At 68.9% G+C, this 15,524-nt stretch carries 13 protein-coding genes; 3 read left to right on the top strand and 10 right to left on the bottom strand.

Annotation, left to right across the window (positions count from 1 at the left end; genetic code table 11):
* Positions 1 to 6: 6 nt before the first annotated feature.
* The 10 genes from AC3WTE_RS09790 to AC3WTE_RS09745 all read right to left on the bottom strand — a co-directional run bounded on the left by AC3WTE_RS09790 (position 7) and on the right by AC3WTE_RS09745 (position 13,117).
* The gene (locus tag AC3WTE_RS09790) at positions 7 to 879 is read right to left on the bottom strand and encodes an ESX secretion-associated protein EspG (RefSeq protein WP_492437361.1); all 873 of its coding nucleotides are present in this window, start codon (positions 877 to 879) and stop codon (positions 7 to 9) included.
* Positions 880 to 932: 53 nt separating this feature from the next.
* Positions 933 to 1,220 carry a WXG100 family type VII secretion target gene (locus AC3WTE_RS09785; RefSeq protein WP_459367994.1) on the bottom strand — a complete coding sequence of 96 codons (288 nt, stop codon included), beginning with the start codon at positions 1,218 to 1,220 and terminating at the stop codon, positions 933 to 935.
* Positions 1,221 to 1,252: 32 nt separating this feature from the next.
* On the bottom strand, positions 1,253 to 1,546 hold the full coding sequence (locus AC3WTE_RS09780) for a WXG100 family type VII secretion target (RefSeq protein ID WP_138228299.1): 294 nt from the start codon (positions 1,544 to 1,546) through the stop codon (positions 1,253 to 1,255).
* Positions 1,547 to 1,615: 69 nt separating this feature from the next.
* Positions 1,616 to 3,169, bottom strand: coding sequence for a PPE family protein (locus tag AC3WTE_RS09775; protein ID WP_492437232.1), 1,554 nt, complete (start codon positions 3,167 to 3,169; stop codon positions 1,616 to 1,618).
* A 1-nt stretch (position 3,170) separates the two neighbouring features.
* Entirely contained in the window at positions 3,171 to 3,479 is a 309-nt protein-coding gene (locus AC3WTE_RS09770) for a PE family protein (protein ID WP_492437230.1), read from the bottom strand.
* Positions 3,476 to 7,474: a type VII secretion protein EccCa gene (gene eccCa / locus AC3WTE_RS09765; RefSeq protein WP_492437228.1), complete on the bottom strand. Its 3,999-nt coding sequence runs from the start codon at positions 7,472 to 7,474 to the stop codon at positions 3,476 to 3,478. Before eccCa ends, AC3WTE_RS09770 begins: the two co-directional genes overlap by 4 nt.
* Complete coding sequence (eccB, locus tag AC3WTE_RS09760; protein WP_492437226.1) at positions 7,471 to 9,078, bottom strand: type VII secretion protein EccB; 1,608 nt, start codon at positions 9,076 to 9,078, stop codon at positions 7,471 to 7,473. The genes eccCa and eccB overlap by 4 nt, the downstream gene beginning before the upstream one ends.
* The gene (eccA, locus tag AC3WTE_RS09755; protein ID WP_492437224.1) at positions 9,075 to 10,949 is read right to left on the bottom strand and encodes a type VII secretion AAA-ATPase EccA; all 1,875 of its coding nucleotides are present in this window, start codon (positions 10,947 to 10,949) and stop codon (positions 9,075 to 9,077) included. Before eccA ends, eccB begins: the two co-directional genes overlap by 4 nt.
* A gap of 355 nt (positions 10,950 to 11,304) precedes the next feature.
* Entirely contained in the window at positions 11,305 to 12,192 is an 888-nt protein-coding gene (locus AC3WTE_RS09750) for a class I SAM-dependent methyltransferase (protein ID WP_492437222.1), read from the bottom strand.
* A gap of 46 nt (positions 12,193 to 12,238) precedes the next feature.
* A complete protein-coding gene (locus AC3WTE_RS09745) occupies positions 12,239 to 13,117 on the bottom strand; it encodes an oxygenase MpaB family protein (RefSeq protein ID WP_492437220.1) in 879 nt (292 codons plus the stop codon).
* 77 nt (positions 13,118 to 13,194) lie between these two features.
* Between AC3WTE_RS09745 and AC3WTE_RS09740 the strand changes: the two genes are divergently transcribed.
* The 3 genes from AC3WTE_RS09740 (at position 13,195) to AC3WTE_RS09730 (ending at position 15,522) form a co-directional block, all read left to right on the top strand.
* A complete protein-coding gene (locus AC3WTE_RS09740; protein ID WP_492437218.1) occupies positions 13,195 to 13,812 on the top strand; it encodes a TetR/AcrR family transcriptional regulator in 618 nt (205 codons plus the stop codon).
* Positions 13,809 to 14,618, top strand: coding sequence for a helix-turn-helix domain-containing protein (locus tag AC3WTE_RS09735; RefSeq protein WP_492437216.1), 810 nt, complete (start codon positions 13,809 to 13,811; stop codon positions 14,616 to 14,618). The genes AC3WTE_RS09740 and AC3WTE_RS09735 overlap by 4 nt, the downstream gene beginning before the upstream one ends.
* 67 nt (positions 14,619 to 14,685) lie before the next feature.
* Positions 14,686 to 15,522 carry an SAM-dependent methyltransferase gene (locus tag AC3WTE_RS09730; RefSeq protein WP_492437214.1) on the top strand — a complete coding sequence of 279 codons (837 nt, stop codon included), beginning with the start codon at positions 14,686 to 14,688 and terminating at the stop codon, positions 15,520 to 15,522.
* Positions 15,523 to 15,524 lie beyond the last annotated feature (2 nt).

The following is a 15,524-nucleotide window of genomic DNA, read 5'->3' as shown; positions in this document are numbered from 1 at the left end:
GCCGTACTACCAGACGTGTTGGGGGACATTTTCTTTCCGTTCTCCAGTCGAGGTCTCGAAGTCTCGGGTCAGGTTCGCCGTGGGGAACCAGGGACCGTCGGGCAGTGTCGCGGTCAGCCGCTGCACAGCAGCGGTGACGGCGAGGTCGGTGCCCGGGGCGAAAGTTGAAATCCAGGTGCCGTCAGCGGCTTTCACCGGTGCCACGACAACGCGGCCCGCCGTGGTGTCCACGATGCTGACGCCGACGTCGGTGCTGATCCGGTGGCCGTCACGGTGATCGCCCGCGACGATCTCGACGTAGCTGCGGCCGGGCGCGAACGCGGCGCGCACGACGGCGCGCGCACTCTGCGGGATGCCGAGGTGGTCCATCACGTCGTCCAGCGAGTCGCCGCGGCGCAGTCGTCCATCGGCTTTGGCCCCGATGTGGGCGGGCATGGCGAACTCGTCGAACCGCGCCGGCGCCCGGCCGGACAATCCCGCCGCGAGCACCGGCACCAGCGCATCCGGGGACGCGACGGTCAGTTCGGTGCAGGTCACCAGGTGCTCGCTGCGCAGGACCGCCACCGTCATGTCGCCGCGGCGGGCGAGAATCCCCCGCAGCATGGCGCCGGACCCGGACACCCAGCGCAGTTCGAGCCAGCGCCGGGGCCGGCATACGGCCCGGATCCAGTGCGCGACAGCGGGATGCACGGCGCCGTCTGCAGACAGCACTCCCATCCGCGTCAGCGCGGTGACCTGGCCCGCATCGAAATCAGCCTTGGCCGACGGCTCGCTGTAGGGCTGCGTGATGGCCAGCACCCACGGAAAGCCCCCGGCGCCAAGATGATCCGCGAGGAACCAGGCTTGCTCCGCGGTCAGTTCCACCGCGGAGACCGGGATTTCGGCGTGTTCCGTACCGCTGGGCGATACGGAACGCGCCGAAACCGTCTGACCTAAACCCACTTGGCGCCTTCGGCGCCGTCGCGGGCACTCATCGACAGCGTGTTGGTCTCATGGGTGCTCGCCATCGCCCGGTAGGCGTGCACGAGCTCTTCCATCGCGGTGTTCCACTGGGCCTGCCACGCCTGGTAGCTGGTTCCGGTGTCACCCTGCCAGGCGCCGGCCAGGGCGGCCTGCTCGCTGGCGATGTCGAGACCGACGGCGTGCAGGGCACCGGCATACGCGGTCATCTCACCAGCGTGGGCCAGCATCGCCGGGTAGTTGTACATGATCTGGGACATAGGGTTTCCTCGCTTCGAAGTAGGGGCGCTGGCTAGACGGAGGTGTAGGTGCCGGCCGCGGCGGTGTCCTGCGCGACGTAGGTGCCGGCGGCATCGCCCAGGTTGACCTGTGCGATGTCGAGCAGGCCGTTGACCTTGGCGGCGACCTCCATGAAGCGGACGTGGGCAGCCTGGAACGCGACGGCCGAGTCACCCTGGTGGAAGCCCTGGGCGGACTGCGCGGCCTGTTCGGCCTGGGCGATGGTGCTGCGCATCAGCGCAGCCTTGGCCGAGAAGGCCGACTCGGAAGCGACCAGCTGGGGGATGTGTGCGTCGAGCATGCTCATGGTGATTCCTCTCGGGGTTCTTCCAGATTTCTCTTGTTGGTCAAGCGTTTTGGTTCAAAGGGGGCAGGTTCAGCGGTTGGCACCGCCTTCCGCTCCCCAGCTGCCCGGCAGCATGGGTTCGGTGACGCCGCTGCCGAATCCATTGCCGGTCAACCGGTTCAGGCCGGCGGCCTGCTGGTCCTGACGGGTCACCGTGCCGGTGTAGCCGATGGGTCCGGCACCGCGGGCCGAGGCCAGAACGTCGGCGCGTGGGGCCCCGTCCGCTCCGAAGTCGTCCCCGAAGTCGGGATCCACTTCGGAGTTCATGTCCATGTACTCGTCGCGGACGCCGTGCTCTTTGGCTGCGCGACGACGACGTGCGCGACGCCGCTCGGTGGCGGCGGCCGCGGCAGCCGCGGCGGCCGCAGCCGCGATGCCGGACGCGGGCGCCGGCGCGGTGGCGCCGTCCCGGAGCGTCGGTGTGAAGCCGCCGCCCGGGTCGTCGACCGCGACCGCATACGCCATCAGTGGTGCGGGGGCCGCCGGTGCCGGTACCGCAGCCGAAGCCGGAGCGGGCGCCGGCGCGCTCGCCGGGCTGGCCGGCGTGGCAGGCACCGTCGGCGCGACACTGACCACGGGCATCGGGTGATCGGCGGTCTGCAGTTGCGGCGGCGGCGGGAATGCCTCGGCGAGTCCGGGTTCCGGCACGAAGTCCGGCTCCAGCAATGCCAGGAGACCGAGGCTGGACAGGCCGACGGCGATCAGGGCCGGGCCCCACAGCGGTGCGGTCAGACCCACGCCCCACGTGGTCCAGCCGACGGGCTGGAAGAACGCCTGATAGCCCAGCGCGAAAAGCAGTGGTCCCCAGGTGGTCAACGCTTGCGAGGGGTTGGTCAGGAAGTCGAAGAACATCTGCCGGATCTGGCCCAGCGGGTCCTGCAGGAACTTCCAGATCAGGTCGCCGCCGGGCAGCGTCTTGATGTAGTTGTACAGGTAGTCGGTGATCGCGTTCGACGAGTCGAGCGACGTGCCGGCATCCGCCGCCTGCACCTGGGCACCCGCCTGCGTCGCACCGGCCGTGGCCGTACCGGCCTCGCCCACGCCGGCCGCCAGCATCATCGGTGCCGGTGTGGTCGTCGGGGTTGCCGCCGCCGCCGCGCCCGACACCGCCTGGTACGTACCCATGACGGTCGCGGCCTGCAACCACATACGGGCGTAGTCGGCTTCGTTCAGTGCGATCGGAATGGTGTTGATCCCGAAGAAATTCGTCGCGATCAGGGCCGCGTTCACCACGTGATTGAGCGCCAGTTCGGGCAGCGTCGGCATCGCGGCCAGAGCCGTGCTGTAGGCCGCGGCGGCGGTCTCGTGCGCCGCGGCGTTCGCGGCGCTGTGGGCGCTGGCCTGGGCCAGCCAGGTCAGATACGGCGCGTGGGAGGCGATGTACTGCTCGGCGCTCGGACCCTCCCAGGACCCCGCCTGGACCTCACCCAATAGCGCGGTGAGTTCAGCTGCAGCCGAGGCATATTCGGCGCTCAGCGACTGCCAGGCCGCCGCCGCGGCCAGCAGCGCGCCCGGACCGGGTCCACTGGACAGCAGCGTCGAATGGACTTCGGGCGGCAGCGCCATCCAGATGGGGGCGGTCATCTCAGCCCAGCACCGTCACGTAGGTGGCGGCGGCTTCGGCATCGCCCGTCGCGTAGCTGATGCCGGCTTCGGTGACACCGCCTCCGGCACGGCTGAGTTCGGTGACGCCCTGAGTCGCGACGGCCTCGTGTTCGGCGCCGTGTGCGCTCAGGCTCATCGCCGTCTGCAGCGATACGGGATCCGCGGCGGGCGGGATCACCGCGGTGACCGCGGGCGCGGCCGCGGCGTGTGCGGCGGCGAGCCGCGCGGTGAGCGCCTCGACGGCGGCACCGGCTGCAGTCAGTCCTTCGGGAACAACGCGCAAGGTCATGAGTGGAACTCCCCTCGTTGGTTGGGCCGGCCCGTGAGGGGTTCGGCCACAAGTGGATTGATCAGCTGGACGTAGGTGGCTTCATCGCTGTCGCCGAGCACCACTGCGCGACCGGCGGGCAAGCGGTTGAACCGGTGGCCGCGGATGCGGCCGCTGTCCTGCGGGTTGCCGGACAGCATGATGGTGGTGGCCTGCAGTTCGCTCAGCCTGCGCAGCAGCGGAGCGGTCATCACCGCGTGGGCGGAGCCGGCGGCGCGGGCGGTGACGATCACCCGCAGACCCAGTTCGGCGGCCTGGGAGAGCAACCCCAGCAGTGCCGTCCACGGCCTCTGGCCGACGAACGGACCGCTGACCGCGGGGGCATCCGGGATCTGGTCGACATCGTCGATGATCAGGTAGTGGATGTGGTTGCCCTGCCCGTTCCGGTAGGTCCATCCACTCAGCTCCGCAGCCGACAGACCGGCTGGGGGCCTGCGCTTTTCGAGCAGGGCAGCCAGTCCGAGCATCGCCGGGGTGACCCGGTCGACGTTCGGGGTGTATTCGTTGTCCGCGAACAGCGGCTCGTCCACCAGATGCAGCCTGCGGTCGATCACGGTGAACGCCACCGACTCGTGCGTGGAGTTGTCCCGGATGGTGCGGATCAGGTGCCGTAGCAGCGTGGTCTTGCCGGACTTGGCGTCGCCCAGCACCATCAGCAGCGGATTGGTCGAGAAGTCGACCGCAACCGGTGCCAGGTCCTGTTCGCGCTGACCGATCACCACCGTCTCGGGGCTGTGATAGAGCGGCGCAAGGGTTTCCGGCGCCAGGTCCGTCGGCAGCAGCCGCACGGCCGGCGCCGTCTGCCCCGGGTACCGGACATTGATGGCCGGGATCGCGGCGAGATCCGGTTCGGCGAACAGGAAATGCTCGGCTGCCATGGTCAGACCGCGGCCGGGCTGGTCGGCCGGGACACCGTCCGCAGGACGGGACAGGGCCGCCATGCCGGGGGTGCCCGGTGACCGCACATTGCTGTCGCGCGAGTCGGCCAGCTTGAGCTCGAGCCGCAGACCCAGGCCATCGCGCATCGCGAGCGGCACCTCGAGCCAATTCGGCGTCGTGATCACCACGTGGATGCCATAGGCCATACCGGAGTTGACCAGTTCGGTCACCTTGGACAGCAACGGGTTACGGGTATTGAACGTGTCGGTGTTGTCCCGGCTGAACGCGTACAGGTTGTCCACCACCAGGAAGACGTCGCCGTAGCCATCATCGCGCACGTCACCGTCGCCGGCCGCGGCGCGGGCCTGGCGGGACGCGAGCAACTGCTCCAGCTCACCGAAGGTGCGACGGATACGTTCCGGCTCCAGCGGCGACGCCACGCTGCCGACATGGGCCAGTGGCTTGAGCGAGCGCAGCCCGCCGCCGCCGTAGTCGAGGCAGTAGAACGTGACCGCACGCGGTGAGTGCGTCGCTGCTGCCGACAGGATGAACGTCTGCAGGGCAGTTGATTTCCCGGACTTCGGCCCGCCGTGGATGACCAGGTTGGCAGCCGCCGAGGTGGCATCGAAGACCAGCGGATCGCGACGCATCTGAAACGGCCGGTCGATCTCACCCAGCGGCCAGCGGCCGCGCCCAGCGGGAATCTCGGCGCCCGCCAACAGCTCCGGCAGCGCGATCGGCTCGTCCAGCGGAGCCAGCCACAGCCGCGGCGCCTGCGGGCCGTACTGGGCCAGCTGCTCCCCGATGGTCGCCACCAGCTTGCGCGGCGGACGCAGGTCCGGCGTCTCGTCGGTGACGATCACCGTGTCGGGGGCCGGGGTGACGTGGCCGGCCGGGAAGAGCTGTGGCTGCGGAACCGCATGCACCACCACGGCTTTCTCGGCACGCGGCGGGTCGTAGATACCGTCCACGTAAGTGCTGCGGAACTTCACCGGCACCGCGCCCGGGGTCGGGACCAGGAAGCCTTCGCCCTTGTGTTCCGGCCCGGCCTCGATGTGGTAGGCGTCCTCGACACCGATGATCTGCCGGCTGATCGACGGGCTGGCAACCTTCAGACCGATGCGGTACGAGGTGTTCTTGTCGATGTCCTTGATCCGGCCCACGTCCAGCGTCTGCGACGCGAACAGGATGTGGATGCGGAACGAGCGGCCCTTGCGCGCAACGTAATCGAACAGCTCCGCGTATTCCGGATGATCGGCGAGCATCAGCGAGAACTCGTCGGCGACCACCAGCAGCGTCGGGATGGGAGGTAGATCGATGCCCGCTGCAGCAGCTTGATCCCTGGCCGCCTCGTACTCCAGCACCGAGTTGAAGGCGCTGCCCTGCACCCGCCGGCCGGCCTCCATCAGCAGCTGTTCCCGCCGCGCCACCTCACCACGCAGGGTGTCCGCGAAGCGGTCGGCCAGCGAGCGCTTCTCGGCCATGTTCGAGATGACGGCGACCACCTGCGGGAAATCCCGGAAGATGTCGGCGCCGGCCTCGCCCTTGAAGTCGGCGTAGATGACGATGAGACGCTCGGCCGAGTGGGTCGTCAACAGCGACAACAGGATCGACATCAAGGTCTGCGACTTGCCCGAGCCCGTCATACCGATCATCAGACCGTGCGGACCCATACCGCCTTCGGCTTCGTCCTTCAGGTCGAACATCAGCGGTTCACCGGTGGCGGTGACGCCGATGGGCACCCGCAGCTCGTCGGCCCGCGTTCGCGGCGCCCACAGGCCGGCGACGTCGAGCGCGGCCGCGTCCGGGATACCCAGCAGGGTGCCGAACGTGGCCAGCCCGGCACCGGTGCTGCGGGCCCGGTTCGGGTTGGAGTCCCAGCGGGCCAGACCGCGCGCCAGATGCGCGGCGGCCTGCGGCGAAAGGTCGTCAGCGACATCGAAGTACGGCTGCCACCCGGCTGCCGCCCACCGTTCGATGCGACCGCCGGCCACGCGCAGCACGGGGCGCTCGGGGTCCGGGTACTCCGGCAGTTCCATGCCGCGCTGCACCACGGTGACGCCGGCCAGTCCGGCCCGCGGCAGGAGCTCGTCGACGTCGGCGTCCGGGTCGTCGACGACGATCAGCAGGTGCCGCAGCGGCGCGGTCTCGGCGGCGCCGAACGGCTCCCGGTCCGCGAGTTCACCCGACAGCAGGCCGGCAAGTTCCGGCAGACCGGCAGTCAGGTAGCGAGCCGGGCCGACACCGTCGATCTGCCCCGGAATATCGCTGTGCGGCAGCCACTTCAACCACGACCAGGTTTCCGATTCCAGCGCATCGGCATCCGCCGCCGCCAGGCCGACCCCGAGAAGGGCCGGGTCATGCCAGGTCACCGCTTGCGCGATCCAGGCGCGCAGCGCGCCCTGCACCTCGTCGGCGTCGCCGAGCAGCGTGATCCGCGAGACCTTGGTCAGGTCGATACCACCGGGGACCGCGGGGACCGTCCGTTGGACATCGAGGAGTCCACGCAATGCGCTGTGCGACACCGGCTCCAGATCGATCTCGGCGGCGGTGTCCTTGACTTGCAGCACTGTCTCGAGCCGCGCGTCGTGCAGCCCGGTGCGCACCATCAGGAAATCGGCGTCGTGCGGGTCGCGCTCCCATTGGCGTCGGGTACCCGCGACGGCGGCCAACTGCTCGGGTGCGGGGTGGGACCACTCGCGCGCCGCGCGCTGCTCAGCGGCCTGAGCGCGCACGTTGTCCCGTACCACCGACAGGTAGCGCAGGTAATCGGCGCGCTCGGCGTCGACCTCCTCGGTCCGGGTCTTGTTGTCCGAACCGCGGTAGAACGCGGTGGCGGCCAACAGCAGAACGAACGGGAAGAACAACGTCTGCGGCGAGATGACGCGCATGCCGGTGGCCACCAGGGCCACCACCATGCCGACGATCAAGATGACGATCAGGTAGGGCAACACCCGGCGCAGCAGCGACGGTGGCACCAGCCGCGGCAGTTCCGGTGGCGACTCGATGGTGATGACGCTCGCGCGGGTCGCCGGGACGGGCAGGCGGCGCCGCGCTTCGAAGATCAGACGGCTCACGGGTTCTCCCTCACAGCGACATCGACGGCCGGGCTGGTCCTGTTCGGCACGAGCGCCGGAATCTGCAACGCGTCACTGCGCGACAAGGTCGGGCCGGGCGCGAACTGGCTGAGGATCGACCACGGCATCGGCAGCGGCGCCGCGGTAAGCCCCAGCGCGGCAGGGGTTTTGCGATTGGCATTGGTCGCATCGCCTTCGGTGGAGATGCCGAAGCGGACGCCCGTGTCGCTGATCCAGTAGCCGGACAGCACCGGGGTGCCGGCCTGACCGGTCGCCTGGACGAAGTATCCGGTGCCCGGGGCGACGGCCACCCGCTGCGCGGTACCGGCGAGGCCGGCCAAGGCCACGGTGCGCTCGCCGGCGGGCAGCGGCAGCGTCGCTCCGGACAGCAGGGTGAGCGAATTGGTCGTGGCGCCATCGTGTTTGGTCCAGCGGGCGCAGGTCAACGGGGCCTTGGCGGCATCGACCACGGTGAGCGGGTGCTCCGGGTACGCCGCGGTGTTGATCGCCGTGGAGACGGGGATGCGGGCCACCTGGTCAGCGGACAGGCGCGGCGGCTGGTCGAGCCCGTACGAGTCGGTGTTGCGCAGCATCGCCGCCACGACCTGTGAAACCGGTTGCAGGCCATCGTCGAGGACCGCGTAGTACTGGAGGGAGTGGTACCCGGTGTCTGCCGCATCGTCCGTGCTGATCGCGGTGACCACCGCACCGACCGGTGCCGCGACCGGCATCGGATACGGGGTCGGCTGGCCCGCGCCCGCGATCGCCGGCGCGGCAAGAGGAGCGGACTCCGGGATGGCGTTGAACAGGCCGTCGGCGATGGCCCGGGGCGCGGGCAGTGCAGTGCCGTTGGCGCCCAAGCCCAGTGCCGCCGTCACCGCGCGGTTGTTGAGGTCGACCGCACTGCGCCTGCCGTTCCACAACAGCCAGCTGCCGCCGTTCACGCCGGCCGAGCCCACACCATCGTTGCGGACCAGCACGGCGTCGTTGGCACCCAACATGGCCGCGCGCGAGCTGCCTTCGGCCAGCGGTCCGGTGATCAGCGTGACGCCCACGACATCGCCGGTGACCGCATCGCACACCGTCCAGTCGGCGTCACGAGAAGTGTTGGGCACCATGCGTTCCGGGGCACCGGGGATGCCGATGAGGCTGCCGCGCGGGAACTTGTCCAGTTCGGCGCTCGGGACCATGGTCGGGTTGTCCGGCCGGCCGACGACGAGCCGAGCCGACGTGAGGTTCAGGACCGGGTGCAGTTGGTCGCCCACCCGCACATACAGCGCGGAGGTCTCGCGGTCGGCCAAGATCACGTCGTTACCCGCGACGCCGGCGGGCCGGATCAGCGAGAAGACAAAGCACCCCGCCAGCGCGGTGACGAGGACCAGCCCACCCACCAGCACGGAGCGGCTCTGGGTCCGCAGCGGGTCGACCAGCATCCGGGTGTCGTGCATGGCTACACCAGATGCGATGCGCCGCATCAGGAATCGCCAACCCGACACCTGGTGGCGGGTGACGAAGCCCCGGCGGTAGCGGACCTGCTCCGGGTTCTCGTTCACCGGCGTGCGGGAACTGAAGGTAAGTCGATCGGACTCACTGCGCTTGTTCATGCGCGATCCGCCTTCGGCTCCTCGCTGGCGACCACCAGTCCGAGACCACGCAGCAACGGCGCGGCCGAGTTGCTGACGTCACCCGCGGTGATCGTCATGAGTTCGTCATCGGTGAAGTCATGTGCGGCAAGGTGATCCAGCCGGTACTCACGTTCTTCCTCCGAGCGCTCCACCAGATTTCGCACGAAGCGGCCGTTGCCCGCGATGTCGAGGCTGCGGCGCGCGACGCCGGCCGCGTCGGGCGTCGTCGCCGTCGCGAGGTGGCCGAACAACTGCTGCATCTCGGCCTGCGCCGCGGGTTCGAAGACGCTGTCACGCTTTTCAGCCATCCGCATGGCGATCTCGGTGAGTTCGGCTGCCGAGTACGACGGAAAGTCGATGCTGCGCGTGAAGCGCGACCGCAGACCTTCATTGGTGTCCAGGAACATGTCCAGGTCCTTGCGGTAGCCCGCGATGATCACGACCAAGCGGTTGCGGTCGTTCTCCATGCGCGCCAGCAGGGTGTCGATGGCTACCAGACCGAAGTCGTTCTTCGCGCCGGTGGACACCAGCGCGTAAGCCTCGTCGAGGAACAGCACGCCGTCCAGGGCGCTGTCGATGACGGCGTTGGTCTTGGCCTCGGTTTCACCGATGTGCTGGCCGATCAGGTCGGCGCGATGCACCTCGCGCACCGTCTCTTTGCGCAGCAGGCCCAGACCGCAGTAGATCTTCGCGACCACGCGGGCGATGGTCGTCTTACCGGTTCCGGGAGGACCGGCGAACACCAGGTGGTTGGTGCGCTGGGCTACGGCCAGGCCTCGCTCTTGGCGCCGAATCGACATGGCCACAGAGCTTTTCAGCCGGGCCACCTGATACTTGACCTCTTCCAGGCCGATGAACTCGGCCAGCTCGGCCTCCGCCTCGACGAGCAGATGCGCCTTGCGGGACTTGGCGTCCGGGTCGACGAACTCGGCCTCGGTCGGCTCGGTCTCGGGATCCCATGGGTTGTGCCGGGCCTCGATGCGGGCCGCGGTGGTCGGGTCGATGCCGAAGCTGGTGTCGGTCAGGGCAAGTTCGGCTGCGGCGTTGTCCGGATGGGCGGCGTACAGCTCGGCCAGCACATCGGTGGCCTCGTCGTCCTCGCCCTGTGCACGCAGCGACAGGGCCTTGACGAAGGTGCCGTCGACCGCGGCGACGGTGACGGGCCCCTCGGGGTCCTCCAGGTGCGACAGCGCCGGGGCGAACATGCCCAAGTGCGCCAACGCGATCCCCAGCGCCACCCGCGCGGCATGCGCGTACGCCGCGTCGAGGTTCGGATCGCTCACGATCGGGGTCAGCTGCCGGACCACGTCCGACCAGCGACGCGTGCGGTGACACATCGCCACCCGCACCCAGCGCGCCGGTAACCAGCCCGGCTTGCGGTCGAGCAGCTCGCTGACCAGCTGATCGGCTTCTTCATATGCCCCCGCGGCGGATAGCGTTGCGGCATAGGCGAGTTGGAAGCCGTCCCGGTCGGCCGCCCGGAATTGCAGATACAGCCCGCTGTCGTAGGTGAAGCCCAGCTCCCCGTCAGCGAGGCCGAGGGCGCGCCGCAGCACACCTTCTGTGGACACCGTCCGCCAGATCGCCTCGACCACGTCGGGCGTCACCGCGCCCGCGGCGGCCAAACCGGTCCAGGCGTCGCAGTGCTCGCCGGCGATGCGCGTCAGCGTCAGGAAACCGCCCAGGGCGGCGTCGAGGTCAGCCGGGCGCCGGCGACCGTCGACGCTCAGCCCGAGCGCCAGACAGCTGGTGGAAAACCGGGTCAGCACGTCGCGGTCGACGCGTGATGCCCGCTGCACCGCATCAAAGTCGGCGACCACTGTGTTACTGCCCGCGCTGCTCGGTCGCACGTGGGTCCTTTCCGTCATCGACACGCCGGAGGACGATCCGCCACTCATATGGCGATCGCCTCCGCGCGGCACGAGCGGCCGGCACTTGGCTGTGCGACCGCTCTAAGAAGGAGTCGGCACCCGGAACCGATTGGTTCCCGGCAGGCCGAGGAATGGGCACTGTGTCGCGCCGGCGCCCCGAGCGCGAAGTGCGCCGGTGCGGATACCGCAAATGTGCCAGTGCCCATGTTGGTGTTCGCGGGGTATTAGCGACCCCGCATATCTCCTTAAGTATGCCTAAGCTAACTCAGCGAAGTTAGCATTGCATAACTTAAGTTGTCGAGACGCACCCCACCGCGACGGCGGGTGACGACGCTCACTCCCTAACGGCGGTGACCAGGCTGTTCGACGCGATCATGGTGGCCGCTTCCGGATTCGTCGGGACGGGACGGCCGACCGCCCGGAAGTAGTCGACGAGCTCCGTGGCTTCCGCGCGCCACCCCCGCGCACCGAACCAGTCCGCTGCCGGCGCGATCTGCTCGTTGTAGATCAGCTTGAAAAAGCCGTCCGCCATCTCGTCCGACGCAGCCCGCTTGGCCGCGAACACCTCGGCCGGCATCGGCTTGCCCTCCTCGATGGCCACCCAACTGCCGGGCGCCGCCAGTGCGTCGATACCGGTGAACAGCTGCTCCTGCGCGGTGGCGGGCAGATAGATGAGCAAACCCTCGGCGATCCACGCCGACGGCCGCGTGGGATCGAAGCCGGCGTCCGTCAGCGCCGTCTGCCAATCGTCGCGCAGATCCACGGCGATTTCCCTACGCTCGGCTTTCGGTGCGGCCCCTTTGCCGGCCAACACCTCTCGCTTGAACTCGAGCACCCGGGGTTGGTCCAGTTCGTAGATGACGGTGCCGTCCGGCCAGTCCAGTCGGTACGCCCGCGAGTCCAGCCCCGCGGCGAGCAGCACGATCTGTCGCACTCCCGCGGCCGCGGCACGCTGGAAATACGTGTCGAAGTACTTGGTCCGCGAGCCCTGGAAGTTGATGAACGGTTCGCCGAACTCGGACGTCGCCAAGGGATGTTCCGGGGCCTCGCCGTCCAATACGTCGGCCCACACGCCGCCCACCGCGCGGGTGAACACCTCGGCATATTGGTCCACCGCAAGCGGATTGGGCTTCGCCGCTTCCAATGCGCGCGCCGCGGCGACCATCACCGCGGTCGATCCAACACTCGTATTGATGTCCCAGCTGTCATTGTCGCTCCGCACCCGCGCGAGGGTACGCCGACAACATGGACCGCGGCCGAGACCGGCCTCAGACCAGCGGGCGTCCGGTACGGATACGCCAGTTCAGATCCATCAGCATCCAGTTGAAGGGGAAGCGCCGCAGCGGCCCGGGCAGCACCCGGTTGACCACCTTCACCAGTCTCATCAGCGAATTGAAGCGCTTCTGCCGCTTGGCATCCCACGGCAACCGCATCTCGTCGCGGAAGCGTTGCGGCAGAAAGCCGGCGGTGAGCAGCAGCGAGAACGACTCGAACCAGCGTTGCAGCGGCCCCGGGAGTTGCAGGCCCTTCATCCGCACCGCGGCAATGGGATACAGGTACTCACGGACCGTGTCATCGATGTGCACCTGGTCCAGCGACTCTTGCCAATACTTGTCGAAGGCGGCACGGTCGGCCGGCCACATCTCCGGCGTCACCTGCAACGTGGTGCCCATCGTCATGCCCTGGCGGTAGAACTCCTCGGCCGTCTCGTCATCCAGCTCCCCGACGACCAGGCGATACACATCGAGCGCGCCCTTGAACAGGCACGCCGCCACCCAGAGCTGCAGGTTCTTGTCCATGGCGCTGTACTTCACCGGGCTGTCCGCGGTGGAGTAGACCTGCCGGTGCGCCGTGTTCACCGCGCTACGGAACGCCGCTTTCTGCTCGTCGGACCCGAGGATCGCGACCGCGAGGTACGTGAACGTGGTTCGCGCCCGCTTGATCGGATGCAGGTCCGTCCGGCCGCTTTCCACCCGGCTCTCCACGACGCCGTAGCCGACGCCCGGCCGGGCCAGCTGCATGATCACGTTCGCCGGACCCGCCAGCAGCGCCGCGCCGACCAACCCGTCGGAGTACTGCACACCACGACGCACCCGGCGGCCCGGCGCACACGCGTTGACCGGCAGTTCGACCAGATCGACCGTCATTGGTCACTCCTCGCAAAAGTGAGAACGATTGATTCCAGATATTGCCCGCGGCGTGGTGCGGGTGTCAAGATGGCAGGGTGCCTCAGGTACGGCCATACCGCGGAATCGACGCGGCAGAACGCCTGGCCCAGCGACGGGCCCGGCTGATCGACGCCGGACTCGATCTGCTGGGCGCCGCCCCGCCGGTGCCCGAACTCACCGTCCGCGCCATTTGCGGCAGAGCCGGCGTCGCGATGCGTTACTTCTACGAAAGCTTCTCCGAAAAGGACGTTTTCGTCGAAGCCGTCTTCGACCACGTCATCGCCGACCTGGCCACCACGACGCAGGCCGCGGTGGCCGCCGCGCCACCCGACGAGCAGAGCCGCGCGGGTATGGCCAACATCGTGCACGCCATCGCCGATGACGCGAGGGTCGGCCGGCTGCTGTTCAGCGCCCAGCTGTCCAACGAGGTCGTGGCCCGAAAGCGCAATGAGTCGACGGTCTTCTTCGCCATGTTGCTCGGCCAGCACGCGGGCGACGCCCTGCAATCGCCCGCCGGAGACCGACGCCGCGCCAGTACCCATTTCGCGGTCGGCGGCGTCGGGCAGACCCTGAGTGCCTGGCTGGCCGGTGAAATCAACTTCACGCCAGATGAATTGATCGACCATCTGGCCCTGCTGCTGGACACGCTCGGCAAGCGGGCCGTGCGCCGGTGACCGGGCCGCAGCTGCGCCGGCCCCGGCCGCCGCTGAATCAGCACATCGACTTCTTCGGCTACTGGTCGCACGGCGGCGAAGCCTCCGACCGCAGCAGGGCCCTGCCCCGCGGCGCGGCCACCGTCGTGATCGACGTCGGCGGGCGGGATCGGGTCGACTTCTTCTCGGCCGACGGCACCACCCGGGTGCCGGTGGAACCCGCATTCCTGACCGGGCCGGGCACGCTGTCGTATGTCACTCGCATCGACCCGGGCGAGTCCGTGCTGACCATCCACTTCCGCCCGGGCGGCGCCCTGCCCTTCTTCGGAATTCCGTTGGCCGACCTGGAGAACGCCAGCGTCAACCTGACTGATCTCTGGGGCGCCGATGCCGCACTGCTGCGGGAGCGGTTGATCGCAACACCGAGCTGGCCGCGGCGCATCGAGCTCGTGGAGGACTTTCTGCTGGCCCGGCTACGGCCCATTTCCCGCACCCTCATACCCGTGCTCCATACCGCCGAACATCAACCCTCGCTTCGGGTTTCCGAGGCCGCCGAGCTGACGGGGTTCTCCCCCAAGCGACTGATCGCGACGTTCCGCAACGAGATCGGGCTGCCCCCGAAGGCCTATCTGCGCGTGCGGCGACTGCAAGCCGCGCTGCGCCTGCTCGATGCGGGCGCCGGCGACGGGGCCGACGTCGCGGCCGCCCTCGGCTACTTCGACCAACCCCACTTCGTGCGCGAGTTCCGCGGGTTCACCTCGATCACACCGTCCCAGTACACGCAGCGGCGCAGTGCCCTGCCCAGCCATGTCGGGCTGACGGGGTAAGACCGGGGTATCGAGCCGCGGCAAAAATATCCAAGCGCCGCGTGCGACAGCCCGGCACCATGGAGGGATGCACGAAGGAGCCATGCACGAAGGAGGCCGGGCCGTAGCCAACACCGGCCTTCTCGTCGCCGCGATCCGCGCCGACGAATCCCGCCGTCCCGATAGTCTTTTCACCGATCCGTTCGCCGAACGCCTGGCCGGCGAGACCGGCCGCCGGCTGCTCGCCGAGGCCGTCGCCGAAGCCGGCGACCGGCCGACCCGCCAGATCGTGGTGCGCACCCGCTTCTGGGACGAGGCACTGCTGCGCGCCACGCAATCGGTCCGCCAGGTCGTCATCCTCGCCGCGGGTATGGACGCCCGCGCATTCCGGCTGCCCTGGCCCACCGGAACCACGGTCTACGAATTGGACCAGCCCGAGGTGATCGCCGCCAAAGCTGCGGCGCTGGACGGCGAGCAGCCGTTGTGTACGCGGGTGCCCATCGGCGTCGATCTCACCGGCAATTGGACGGATGCGCTGCGATCCAACGGTTTTGACGAACTGCAGCCGACGGCGTGGCTCATCGAAGGACTGCTGCAATACCTCGACGAAGCCGCCGTACGCACGGTTTTCGAACGGGTGGACGCGCTGTCCGCGGCCGGCTCGGTGCTGCTGTACGACGTCGTCGGCAAGACGCTGCTGGACGCGCAAGTGCTTGCCGCAGTTCGTCAGTCGATGGCGCGCAACGGGGCACCGTGGTTGTTCGGCACTGATCAACCGGGCGAGCTGGCCGAGCGCCACGGGTGGTCGGCCGTGGTCACCGACGTGGCCGTGCCGGGCAACGAGTGGGGCCGCTGGTTCGCACCCGCGGTGCCCATGGACGTGCCCGACGTGCCGCGGGGCTACTTCGTCGAGGCGACGAAGTAGCT

The organism is Mycobacterium sp. FW102-FHT13B02 (genome assembly GCF_058790275.1).
This window is presented reverse-complemented; position numbering and strand designations above follow the sequence as displayed.

What these genes read in the sequence shown, in the direction of transcription:
- AC3WTE_RS09770 (WP_492437230.1), bottom strand. Translation starts at nt 3,479, where the DNA reads ATGACCTTGCGCGTTGTTCCCGAAGGACTGACTGCAGCCGGTGCCGCC.
- AC3WTE_RS09730 (WP_492437214.1), top strand. Translation starts at nt 14,686, where the DNA reads ATGCACGAAGGAGCCATGCACGAAGGAGGCCGGGCCGTAGCCAACACC.
- AC3WTE_RS09785 (WP_459367994.1), bottom strand. Translation starts at nt 1,220, where the DNA reads ATGTCCCAGATCATGTACAACTACCCGGCGATGCTGGCCCACGCTGGT.
- AC3WTE_RS09745 (WP_492437220.1), bottom strand. Translation starts at nt 13,117, where the DNA reads ATGACGGTCGATCTGGTCGAACTGCCGGTCAACGCGTGTGCGCCGGGC.
- AC3WTE_RS09780 (WP_138228299.1), bottom strand. Translation starts at nt 1,546, where the DNA reads ATGAGCATGCTCGACGCACACATCCCCCAGCTGGTCGCTTCCGAGTCG.
- AC3WTE_RS09775 (WP_492437232.1), bottom strand. Translation starts at nt 3,169, where the DNA reads ATGACCGCCCCCATCTGGATGGCGCTGCCGCCCGAAGTCCATTCGACG.
- eccB (WP_492437226.1), bottom strand. Translation starts at nt 9,078, where the DNA reads ATGAACAAGCGCAGTGAGTCCGATCGACTTACCTTCAGTTCCCGCACG.